Origin of the sequence: Marinomonas rhizomae, from assembly GCF_024397855.1 — a bacterium.
Taxonomy (GTDB): Bacteria; Pseudomonadota; Gammaproteobacteria; order Pseudomonadales; family Marinomonadaceae; genus Marinomonas; species Marinomonas rhizomae_A.
Genome location: NZ_CP073343.1, coordinates 2,172,510 through 2,183,729 on the forward strand (window position 1 = coordinate 2,172,510; position 11,220 = coordinate 2,183,729).

At 42.0% G+C, this 11,220-nt stretch carries 9 protein-coding genes; all 9 read right to left on the reverse strand.

All coding sequences use genetic code 11. The annotated features are described in order from the left end of the window. Positions 1 to 167: 167 nt before the first annotated feature. The gene (locus tag KDW99_RS10325) at positions 168 to 2,747 is read right to left on the reverse strand and encodes a heavy metal translocating P-type ATPase (RefSeq protein WP_255829228.1); all 2,580 of its coding nucleotides are present in this window, start codon (positions 2,745 to 2,747) and stop codon (positions 168 to 170) included. 33 nt (positions 2,748 to 2,780) lie between these two features. After that, a complete protein-coding gene (locus tag KDW99_RS10330; RefSeq protein ID WP_255829229.1) occupies positions 2,781 to 3,191 on the reverse strand; it encodes a MerR family transcriptional regulator in 411 nt (136 codons plus the stop codon). A 156-nt stretch (positions 3,192 to 3,347) separates the two neighbouring features. Further along, positions 3,348 to 4,637, reverse strand: coding sequence for an NAD(P)/FAD-dependent oxidoreductase (locus KDW99_RS10335; RefSeq protein WP_255829230.1), 1,290 nt, complete (start codon positions 4,635 to 4,637; stop codon positions 3,348 to 3,350). Between the two features lie 74 nt (positions 4,638 to 4,711). After that, positions 4,712 to 5,161, reverse strand: a complete 450-nt coding sequence (locus tag KDW99_RS10340) for a YaiI/YqxD family protein (protein WP_255829231.1) — start codon at positions 5,159 to 5,161, stop codon at positions 4,712 to 4,714. Between the two features lie 115 nt (positions 5,162 to 5,276). Then, a complete protein-coding gene (locus KDW99_RS10345) occupies positions 5,277 to 6,926 on the reverse strand; it encodes an electron transfer flavoprotein-ubiquinone oxidoreductase (RefSeq protein ID WP_255829232.1) in 1,650 nt (549 codons plus the stop codon). Positions 6,927 to 6,980: 54 nt separating this feature from the next. After that, positions 6,981 to 8,750 carry an acyl-CoA dehydrogenase gene (locus KDW99_RS10350; protein ID WP_255829234.1) on the reverse strand — a complete coding sequence of 590 codons (1,770 nt, stop codon included), beginning with the start codon at positions 8,748 to 8,750 and terminating at the stop codon, positions 6,981 to 6,983. A 141-nt stretch (positions 8,751 to 8,891) separates the two neighbouring features. Then, positions 8,892 to 9,953 carry an AraC family transcriptional regulator gene (locus tag KDW99_RS10355; RefSeq protein ID WP_255829235.1) on the reverse strand — a complete coding sequence of 354 codons (1,062 nt, stop codon included), beginning with the start codon at positions 9,951 to 9,953 and terminating at the stop codon, positions 8,892 to 8,894. Positions 9,954 to 10,076: 123 nt separating this feature from the next. After that, positions 10,077 to 10,430, reverse strand: coding sequence for a hypothetical protein (locus KDW99_RS10360; protein WP_255829236.1), 354 nt, complete (start codon positions 10,428 to 10,430; stop codon positions 10,077 to 10,079). 61 nt (positions 10,431 to 10,491) lie between these two features. Beyond that, positions 10,492 to 10,917 (reverse strand): cytochrome b562, encoded by a 426-nt coding sequence (locus KDW99_RS10365; RefSeq protein WP_255829237.1) that lies wholly within the window; start codon positions 10,915 to 10,917, stop codon positions 10,492 to 10,494. Positions 10,918 to 11,220: the final 303 nt, after the last annotated feature.

Sequence of the window (11,220 nt, forward strand, 5' to 3'; positions counted from 1 at the left end):
CAAATATATTACAACACTTGCAGTATGATTGTTTAATGAAAAGTTTCTTTAGCGATTATCATTTTGCTTTTTTCTGATGGCGAGGCCACCAAAACCAATAAACAACAAACACAATTAGCAAAAAGCCTATTACATTAATGAGCGCGCTCACATTACCTCCTCAAAACTTACCCATTAGAACGTGAAATACGGAATAGTCTCAGTCGATTTGCATTAGTCACCACGGTGACTGATGATAACGCCATTGCAGCGCCAGCAATAACTGGACTCAATAACCATCCTGTAAACGGAAATAAAACCCCTGCAGCAATAGGAATACCTAAACTGTTATAAGCAAATGCCCCCCATAGGTTTTGCTTTATGTTGCTTAACGTTGCGGAGCTTATCTGAATAACATCAGCGACGCCGGTTAGTTCATTATGTATCAAAGTAATGTCAGCACTTTCCATAGCCACGTCAGTTCCTGCTCCCATCGCAAAACCCACATCGGCCTGAGCTAAAGCAGGAGCATCGTTGATGCCATCACCAATCATGCCAACCACCTCACCTTGGTCTTGTAGCTTCTTAACCCAGTTCAGCTTATCGTCTGGCATCAGCTGCGCATGATAATCTTCAATACCAACTGTATTGGCAACTGAAGCAGCGGTTTCTGGGTTATCGCCAGTCAGCATAACCACTTTTAAACCCTGTTTTTTGAAGTTTAAAATAGCCGCCCTAACCCCTTGTTTAATGGGATCTTCAATATAAAAAACAGCCAATAGCATGGTTTCATTAGAGAGGTAAACACGAGTTGCTGCATTATGATGTTCATCAGAAGCGCTTAAACTTAAAGGTATGTTCTTCTCATTCATCAGACGTTCATTACCAAGATAATAAGTTTCCCCGTCAATACGCCCTTTTACGCCTAAACCTACCAGCGAACCAAATTCTTCTAAGTTGATATTTTGCTTTTCTTCTACGTCTGTCTGGCAATGTTTTAACAAAGCATCCGCCAAAGGATGATTGGCTCGAGACTCTAGGGCTAAAATCAACTGGTTAACAAACTTATAATGAGCTTGCTCATTATAAACACTGTAAACGACTTTAGGGTTACCTTCTGTAATCGTTCCCGTCTTATCAAGTACCACGACAGTTAGTTCACTGGCTCTTTGCAGGGCATCGCCATTGCGTATCAGTCCGCCATATTCTGCGGCCTTGCCGATTCCTATCATTGTAGAGATTGGCGTCGCTAATCCCAAAGCGCATGGGCAAGCAATAATCAGTACCGAAATAGTTGTTACCAACATATAGGACATAACAGAGTTATTGCCCATGCCAAATAAAGAAAGGTTAAACCAAGCAAGTGCTGTTAAAATGGCGATAATAATCACACTGGGAACAAAGATAGACGATACTTTATCAGCCAATACGCTGATCGGTGGTTTTGAGTTTTGCGCCTTCCCCACCATGGTTATAATCTGAGCAAGTAAGGTGTCAGATCCAACTCGGGTGGCTTTAAATAGTAAGCTGCCTTGCCCGTTTACTGTACCAGCAGATAACAAGCTCCCAGTGCTCTTTTCTATTGGCGCTGCCTCGCCTGTCAGCATGGATTCATTTACTGTTGAAAGACCCTCTATGACTTCGCCATCAACAGGGATCTTGTCACCAGAACGAACTCGCAGAATATCATTTACTTTGATATCAGAAACACTAATACGAGATTCGCTATCACCAGCTACTAGAGTGGCCATTTTTGGACGTAAATCTAAAAGTCGATGCAAAGCTTGGCTCGTTTTACGACGCGCCCTCAGTTCTAAAGCTTGACCAAGATTGATTAACCCAATAATCATCACTGACGCTTCGAAGTAAAGGTGACGTGCATTTTCCGGCAGCCAGCTAACCGGTGCAAACACGACCAGCATAGAATATAGCCAAGCGCTACCAGTACCTAAAGCAATGAGTAAATCCATATTCGCCTGATGACTAGTGAAGGCCTTCCACGCACCTCGGAAATAATGCTTACCCGCACTCACCATAATTAACAATGTGGCAACGCCAACAACAAACCAGATAACTCTATCAGTGAGCGAGCTCACCATCATGTTTCCGCCCAACAAACCATATAGCATCAAGGGAATCCCTAAGCCTAAGCCAAGTCCTGATGATCTACGTTTATGGTAATATTCAGCCAACTCCCTTTCGTCTCGCTCTTCTTCACTTTTCTCAGCATCAAGGATGAGGTTTGCGTGATAACCTGAATTTTCTACTGCTTTGATTAATGCATCTGGAGAACCTTTGGTGACTACTTGTGCGGTATGGTTGGCGAAGTTAACATCTGCGGAAATAACATCTTCAGAATTTAATAACGCCTTTTGTACCGTATTAACACAACCAGCACAGGTCATTCCACCAATAGAAAATTGATAATTAACAGAATCGTCCACTTCACCGTAGTTGTCCTGCTTTTTATCTGTAATGCCTTTGTCATCTCGGGATTCCTGCTTAGCGTTTAATTGAGCGCGCTCATAATCAAATAATCCCTGTGAAAGATAGCCGGCTTTCTGGACACTGGCTTCAATTGTTGCTAAATCTAAATCCGACGTAACAACCAACTTATGCTCTTTCGGCATACCTTCGATGATTGCTTCTGGGCTTTTCTCTTGAATGAGCTTGCGCACTTTCGATACGCAGCCTTGGCAAGACATACCTGTAACGTTCAATGCAAACGTTGTATTTTGATCGGCTGTTTTTGAATCTGCTCGCGTCATTTCAGTCCTCCTCTTAGTACCGCTATTGATACCCTATTTGGTCTCTTCCCAATCTTCGATCAAACAACAGATTGAATGACCATCAGGCGCACCATTTGGCATGCTTTCCCAAGCGGCTAATGCATTTTCCATCTTGATTAAATGCGCTTGCAGTTGAGCTATTTTCAATCTGGTTTCTGGGACTTTTTTTTGCAATAAGTCCCGAACCATAGGGCAAGGTGAGTCACCACTGTCGGATTGATGAAAAATCTCTTCGATTTGTTTTAAACTGAAGCCTAATTCACTGGCTTGACGAATAAAATTTAATCGTTGTAATGCCACATGGTCGTATAGTTGATAGCCATTGTTAGGGTCTCGTTCTGCGTGAATCAGGCCAAGTCTAGTGTAATGGCGAACAGTCTCGGCTGTGACATCAGCTTTTGTCGCTAGCTCACTCACTCGCATAAGAACTCCTTTGAAATGTATAAACCATTACCATAGTGTAAAACCTGTGTGTTGCACATAGGTCAAGCATTACTAGAAGACGTAGAAAAAAATTTGAAGCAAAAAAAACCGAGCTCATAGTGGCTCGGTTTTTAAGTTACCTGTGATGGCTAATAATTAATGCAATTTCAATTTTGGTTTAACAACTTTGCCTATTTTTTGCGCCGCCATAATTACCGTTGCTTTAAGCCAACCATGTATCGCAATCAAATGAAGTCGGTATAGAGAAACATACACAAAACGGGCAAGACGACCTTCAATAAACATTGAACCACCCATTAGGTTACCCATGAGATTGCCGACTGTACTGTAGCGGCTCAAATTAACCAAGGAGCCATAATCTTTGTAAGTATAATCTTTTAAAGGCTCGCTCAAGAAAGATGCTTTGATATTATCAAATACTAATGCTGCCATTTGATGGGCCGATTGTGCTCTTGGAGGTACAAAAGAACCATCCGCTTGTTTACAGGCGCAACAGTCTCCGATCACATAAATATTCTCGAACCCTGTTGTTTGTAAGGTTCCTTTTACCAAAATCTGATTATTGCGTGTGGTTTCAAAGCCCTCAATCTTAGCAACGAAATCTGGCGCTTTTACACCTGCCGCCCAAATCATTAGGTCGGCTTCGATATTTTTTTCGTCTGCTGTTTGAAAACCGCCATCATAAGCACGGACAACACGAGTACTTTGACTAACGGTGACGCCTAAGCGGATCAGCTCTTTTGTTGCTAAGGAGGCAATTCTATCTGGCAGCGCCGCTAAAATTCGAGGCCCAGCTTCGATAAGCTGGATATTCACTCGTTTACCAGACATTTCTGGCATGCCATAAGCTTTTAGCATGTCGGCAACATGAAACAGTTCAGCTGACAGTTCAACACCCGTTGCGCCACCGCCAACAATGGCTAGCTTCAACTTAGCATCAGTTCCTTCTTGATGAATTCGTAGAAACTGATTCAAAAGCGCTTGTTGAAAGCGCTCAGCTTGCTTATGGGAATCTAGAAAATAACAATGCTCTAGCACCCCAGGCGTACCAAAATCGTTACTCACACTGCCTACCGCCATAACTAGAATGTCATAAGAAATAGTACGTTCTGGTAAAACGATGTGGCCCATATCATCAGAAAGAGAGTCCAGGGTCAGCTTACGAGCTTCAGGATCAACCCCCATCAGGGTGCCTAATTGAAATTGATAATGGTGCTTAGCAGCGTGGGCTCGGTAGTTGACGCCATCGTTATTAATATCCAACGACCCCGTGGCCACCTCATGCAGCAGAGGTTTCCAAATGTGAGTTTGGCTTCTATCAATCAGCACAATCTCTGCTTGGCGCTTTTTACCAAAGCTATGCCCTAGCTTGGTAACCAATTCCAAACCACCGGCGCCACCGCCAACAACCACGATTTTTTTCATATAAAATCACCTATAAACATTGAATAATCTGGAAAATATTCATCGACTACTTTCCAGATTCCTCGATTAAAACCTCACTTGATTCTTTGAGCTAATAACTTATCTAGTGTGTTTGCAAATGCCATTCTATCTTGTTGATTAAAGGTCGCTGGCCCGCCCATCTGCACACCAGATGAACGCATCTGTTCCATGAAATCTCGCATTCCCAGACGCTGTTTAATATTCTCTTTTGTATAGAGCTCACCGCGGGGATTTATTGCCAAAGCGCCTTTTTCAATTACATCAGATGCCAAAGGAATATCGGCAGTGACAACCAAATCTTCGGTAGAGATGTTATCGACGATGTAATTATCTGCCACATCAAAGCCAGAACTTACCACTCGACGCTCGATCCACTTGGAAGGTGGAATGGATATGGCTTGGTTAGCCACTAAGATACAAGGGATTTCAACACGTTCAGCAGCACGAAACAGAATGGTTTTAATAACATTTGGACAGGCGTCAGCATCGACCCATAAACGCATAGGATTCCCCTTTTTGAAGATCTCTATTATTGATCAGTCGAAAAGTGAAATCCAGTAGTGAATAAGAACAAACGGAGCACATATAAGTGATCCGTTTGCTCTAACACAAATAGAGCTACATATTTGGGTAGTTTGGCCCACCAGAACCTTCAGGCGTCACCCACGTGATATTTTGTGCAGGGTCTTTTATGTCACAGGTTTTACAATGAATACAATTTTGAGAGTTTATCTGAAAAACAGACTCACTATTGGACTCGACTACTTCATAAACGCCAGCTGGACAATACCGTTGAGCGGGCTCATTATATTTGGGTAAGTTACTTTGTATTGGAATCGCCGCATCTTTTAATTTCAGATGACATGGTTGATTCTCTTCATGGTTTGTGTTCGACAAGAACACAGAAGACAATTTATCAAAGCTTAATAAGCCATCTGGCTTTTTATACTCTGGCGCTACATGTTTATCAGCCAGCTCCATGCACGCATAGTCTGGTGTCATATCGTTGAATGTGAATGGCAAACCGCCAGAGAATATATTCTGATCTAACCAGTTGTACGCACCGCCCCAAAAAGTGCCAAGCTTATGCATTACTGGAACAAAGTTACGAGCTTGCTGCAATTCTTTACCTAGCCACGAACTACGCATTGCATCATTAAACTGAACCAGATCGGCTACTAGTGTTTCTGCCTGAAGCGCATCATAAATACTTTCTGCAGCTAACATACCGCTCTTCATTGCGGTGTGAGTGCCTTTAATTTTGGCTGGATTCAACGTGCCAGCATCACAGCCGATCACCAAACCACCAGGAAAACTCATTTTAGGTAATGAAGCCCAGCCACCTTTAGCTATCGCTCTAGCACCGTAAGATACGCGTTTGGCGCCTTTTAAGTGCTCAGAGATAATCGGATGATGTTTATATTTTTGAAATTCATCATAAGGACTTAGGTATGGATTTTTATAGTTCAAATCAACAATTAGACCAACCACTACTTGATTGTTTTCTAAATGATACAAAAAGCCGCCACCGCCCGCTTCATTACCTAACGGCCAACCCGCCGTATGAATTACTGTGCCAGGTTTGCTTTGAGACTCAGGAACATCCCATAACTCTTTGATACCAAGACCATAATGCTGAGGGGCTTTGTCTTTATCTAGCTCAAAGTGATTAAGAAGCTCTTTGCCTAAATGCCCACGACAACCTTCTGAAAAGACAGTGTATTTGGCTTTCAGTAACATGCCTGGCATGAAGCCATCCTTTTCTGAACCGTCTGCTGCTAACCCCATATCTCCCGTGATCACCCCTTCCACATTGCCTTTATCATCGTAGGCAACATGTGCAGCGGAAAAACCGGGGAATACTTCTACACCTAAAGATTCTGCTTGCTCAGCAAGCCAGCGGCATAGATTACCTAAGCTAATAATATAATTGCCATCGTTATGGAGTGTTTTCGGAATCATCCAATTGTTAAATTTTTTGGACGCTGTCTCCGAACCTAACCAATGAAGTTCGTCGACGTTTACTTTGGTGTTTAGCGGAGCGCCCATTTCTTGCCACTCTGGGAACAGTTCCGTTAAAGCGGATGGTTCGACTACGGCACCAGATAATATGTGCGCTCCAATTTCAGAACCTTTTTCAACCAAACAAACACTAATTTCTTTTTCTTCAGCTTGTGCTTTTTGCATAATACGGCAGGCCGCAGATAACCCAGCTGGACCACCGCCAACAATTAAAACATCAAATTCCATTACTTCTCTATCTGACATGTTGCCTCCCATTATTTTTTTTAAGGGCATTCTTTACGGTCATGAAATGCTTTTTCATCGATTGAAAACATTTTTGTTTAGTTTGTCAACAGTTGTTGATCCAAACATTATTGAGTGAACATGACCCAAAGCCCGTGGCAAAACATGATCACAATAAAATGAGACAGATTGCTCCCAAGAATTTTTTTGTGATTCGTCGAGTTTTTCATCATTCTGTGCCGCGTATAAAGCTCTTACTTGCAACCAGGCACCAATCAAATACCCCATTAACATCATATAAGAATACGCTAAGCCCGTACCTAAAACAGGATTCTTTTCCATAGCAGCCAAACATTTCTCAGTGGCCGATTTAGTCTGATCTAGAATTAGTTTCACTTTGTCAGCATAAGCACTCACAGTAGATGACTGCCATTCTGCTATTTCAGTTTCGATGTCAGCCAATAAAGACATCATGGCGACCCCTTTGTCTGAATGCAATTTACGGCCAATCAAATCAATTGCCTGTATACCATTAGTACCTTCATAAATAGGCAAGATTCTCGCGTCGCGTGCATGCTGAGCCGCGCCCGTTTCTTCGATGAAACCCATTCCACCATGCACTTGAATTGCTAACGACGTTATTTCCTGAGCTTGCTCAGTGATCCAACCTTTAACAATTGGAGTATAAAGCGCAGTACGAGCAATGGCTTGTTTCTGGTCTTCCCCTGAAGCGAAATGTGATAAGTCATTTTCCACTGCAGACACGTAAATAAGAGAGCGCATCGCATCTATTTGAGACTTCATTGTCATCAGCATACGAAGCACATCAGGATGCTCGATAATAGCAGCGCGAGCTGTTCGCTCGGCATTCATTCCCTGTTTACGTTCTTGAGCATAGTCTAATGCTTGCTGGTACGCTCTCTCAGATATAGCCAAACCCTGTAAACCAACACCTTGCCTTGCATTGTTCATCATGGTGAACATGGCTTTAATGCCTTCGTTTTCTTGACCCACAAGATAGCCAACCGCCCCTTCTTTATCACCAAAACTCATTACACATGTAGGTGAGGCATGGATGCCCATTTTATGTTCAACAGAAACCACATGAACATCATTACGTTGAGCAGGCTCACCCTGATCATCCAAAGTAAATTTCGGCACTATGAATAAAGATATACCTTTCACACCCTCAGGCGCATTTGGCAAGCGAGCTAACACCAAATGAATGATGTTATCACTCATTTGATGATCACCCCAGGTGATGAATATTTTCTGACCTTTGATTCGAAAAACATCCCCATCGGGTATCGCTTTACAAGCAATGGCCGCGAGGTCGGAGCCCGCTGCGGACTCAGTTAGGTTCATTGTTCCAGCCCATTCGCCAGCCAACATTTTAGGAAGGTAGAGGTTCTTTAACTCGTCACTAGCGTGCAGGCTAATCGCTTCGATTGCACCGAGACTTAACAAAGGACATAGAGAAAAAGCTAGATTGGCCGCTTGAACGCCTTCGTTAACAGCAGTAGCAACATAAGAAGGAAGGCCTTGACCGCCATATTCAGGGTCACCAGATAAACCAATCCAGCCTCCTTCTGAATAAGCCTTAAAAGCCTCTTTAAAGCCTTTTGCTTCAATAACCTCGCCATTCTCTACTCGAGAGCCTTCTTTGTCGCCACTGGCATTGATGGGCGCAATAACTTGTTCTGCTAATTTTCCGGCTTCACCCAGAATCGCTTCCAATAAATCGTTATCGACAGCATCTTCTAAAAAAGGTGTAAGGCGTTCCGTTTTAGCAACAGAACGTAAGCTGAATAAAATGTCGTTGATTGGATATAGGTATTCGCTCATTTTTTATTCTCCAGTTAGTTTATCCGAGCGGATTTATACCTATAGAATGGAAAAATAAAGCAAATCTCTCAATAACAATACAGACCTATATTTCTAACAAATTCATTCATGAGACAAAATATAAAGCGTTAAGAGCCTAATTTATAGGCGTTTCATTGCTTTACCAAACTTTAAATATTCCTCACTTTTTCGATATTCGCCCGGGGTCATTCCTGTCCATTTTTTAAAGGAACGAAAAAATGCACTTGGCTCATCAAAGCCCATTAAAGCGGCAATATCATTAATACTCAATTGAGGGGCATTCATATAGGTAATTGCGGCTTCTTTGCGACAATCATCCTTTATGTTTTGGTAGGAGGTTTTTTCATCATTTAAGCGTCTACGCAAGGTAGACACACTCATGTTAAGAGCACTGGCTACTTCATCAGCACTTGGCATTTCTCTGGAAAAATCCTTCCCTAGCATCGCCATGACTTGTGACTTCAAGCTGTTGTCGTTCTCAACCATCACCAATAATTGGTAAGGGGCCGTTTTTAAAAAGCCTCTCAGACTGTCTTCCGTTTGGACAATTGGCATATCAAGATAACTTGCTGGAAATACTAAGGCATTCGCGTGCTGATTGAATTTCACTTCGGATTGAAAAAGAGTTTTGTAATACTCCACATCATCTGGACGCTCACTAGTAAAATAAGCTGCCTTCAAATTTAATCGACGTCCGATTAACCAGCAAATAAAATGATGCCACATGGAAAGGGTCGTTCTTAATTGCTCTTTTGACTCAGGTACCACAAGTTCGTTGATTTTGTCTTCAGAAGAATCCAAAGCGGCAAAGGTCACCATAGCAAAGCGCCCTTTCTTGATCAGAACTGGCTTCACCGTTGGCCCTCTGCATATTTCATAAAAATCACTGCAGCGGTACAAAGCATGGGTCAAACTTCGGGCATGTATGATACACAGGCACATCATTCTGAATGTGCCGTTTGGAACCTTACCACCACTGAGCATTCCAAAAGACTCGTCTTGCATCAGCCACATGATTTTCTGATAAAGCATGCCGTAACGATAAGCGGGGAATGACTCGCTCTGTTCTACTTCATCTTGCGTTAATTCCAAGCTGTCTAATACTGACTGACGATCTAACCCTTGGCTCTCCACAGCTTTTAAAAGATAGCGAACACTCGACATCGGAACAGAAGCTTTCACACTTATCACCTATCTATCAGATTATCCTAGTTAATTTTTATTCTACGATGCTTTTTTTAGCATAAAAAAAGGCCGCATCAGCAGCCTTTTTTATTGTACATTGATTTACTTATTTTTCTGCTTTTACTTTTGCTCAGTAAATGCAGACAACAATTCGTCTACTGACAGATCTTCACTGTCCGTATCAACATTGTTTGATTCTACCTCTATTTTCGCTTCTTCTGCCTTTTCATCAACAGGTTTCACGAAAACAAAACGACGAGGTCGCACGGGAGCTGCCCCAGCATCTTTTTCTGGAAGCAAACCTAGTCGTTCAAGCTTTTTGTGCGCTTGTTCTTTGCGTTCCTTGGATTTCTTTGTCACAAAACGACGAGTTGATGAAGCCTTACGAGCTTTGTTTTGCTCTTTCATCATCTCTTTTGAACCAGTTTTTCCAAGTTTTCCACGCATACTGCGCGATTTTTTAACACGAGCCATAATATCCTCTCTTTATCGCGCGCATTGTAGCAGTGAATTCACTCTAGGTCATCAAACAGTATTAGCATTCCTTAAAAGAACTATGTCCTGAATTTCTGTGCTCAACTATTGCTCCAAGCAATTCTCTTACTTTAGAAGAATCGCCAGACTGTAATGCGCCTTCTAGATTTTTAAGCACATCAATCATTCCATCAACAACTTTGTGGTATTCGGCGGTTTGAGATTTTAACTCTGCGCCTTTTAGATCGTCATGGATAAATTTATGAGGCGTTTCGCTGCGTGATTTTTCAAAATAACTTATAAGAGAATCTACATGTTTTGCTGCAGATTGATTGTCTCCAGATTTTACATCAGATGACATGGCGCGCATTTCATCTTTGATATCTTGCATATATCCATGTAGTTCTGTGTCGCATGAACCATGTGCAAACGCACCGGATGAACAAGTGATAGAAATAACTGCAGCAGTAAGAAGACCCTTTTTCATAAATACACCCTTTATTCTTAAAATACTTAAGCATGAAACCAATGACACAAGACAATATGTTTAAAATAGCATGCTCGCTAAAAAAAACACCTACTATCTTGTAATGCGCTAAACGATATTGACATTGCAGTCTAATTCACTAATGACACTTAAGGTGTTTGACGTGTATCTTACCAATATCACTAGGCTGTAATATAAGTTAGTCATTCAAACACAATAGGAGTTCAATATTTTTAAGTTTAGATACCATTTACTTATCCTGCTTAGTCTAGTTGCGACCAGTTTTGTCTATGCAGAATGCAG

Bases quoted from the DNA above. Each gene is read 5' to 3' on its own strand.
- KDW99_RS10325 (WP_255829228.1), bottom strand. From the start codon at position 2,747: ATGACGCGAGCAGATTCAAAAACAGCCGATCAAAATACAACGTTTGCA.
- KDW99_RS10330 (WP_255829229.1), bottom strand. From the start codon at position 3,191: ATGCGAGTGAGTGAGCTAGCGACAAAAGCTGATGTCACAGCCGAGACT.
- KDW99_RS10335 (WP_255829230.1), bottom strand. From the start codon at position 4,637: ATGAAAAAAATCGTGGTTGTTGGCGGTGGCGCCGGTGGTTTGGAATTG.
- KDW99_RS10340 (WP_255829231.1), bottom strand. From the start codon at position 5,161: ATGCGTTTATGGGTCGATGCTGACGCCTGTCCAAATGTTATTAAAACC.
- KDW99_RS10345 (WP_255829232.1), bottom strand. From the start codon at position 6,926: ATGTCAGATAGAGAAGTAATGGAATTTGATGTTTTAATTGTTGGCGGT.
- KDW99_RS10350 (WP_255829234.1), bottom strand. From the start codon at position 8,750: ATGAGCGAATACCTATATCCAATCAACGACATTTTATTCAGCTTACGT.
- KDW99_RS10360 (WP_255829236.1), bottom strand. From the start codon at position 10,430: ATGGCTCGTGTTAAAAAATCGCGCAGTATGCGTGGAAAACTTGGAAAA.
- KDW99_RS10365 (WP_255829237.1), bottom strand. From the start codon at position 10,917: ATGAAAAAGGGTCTTCTTACTGCTGCAGTTATTTCTATCACTTGTTCA.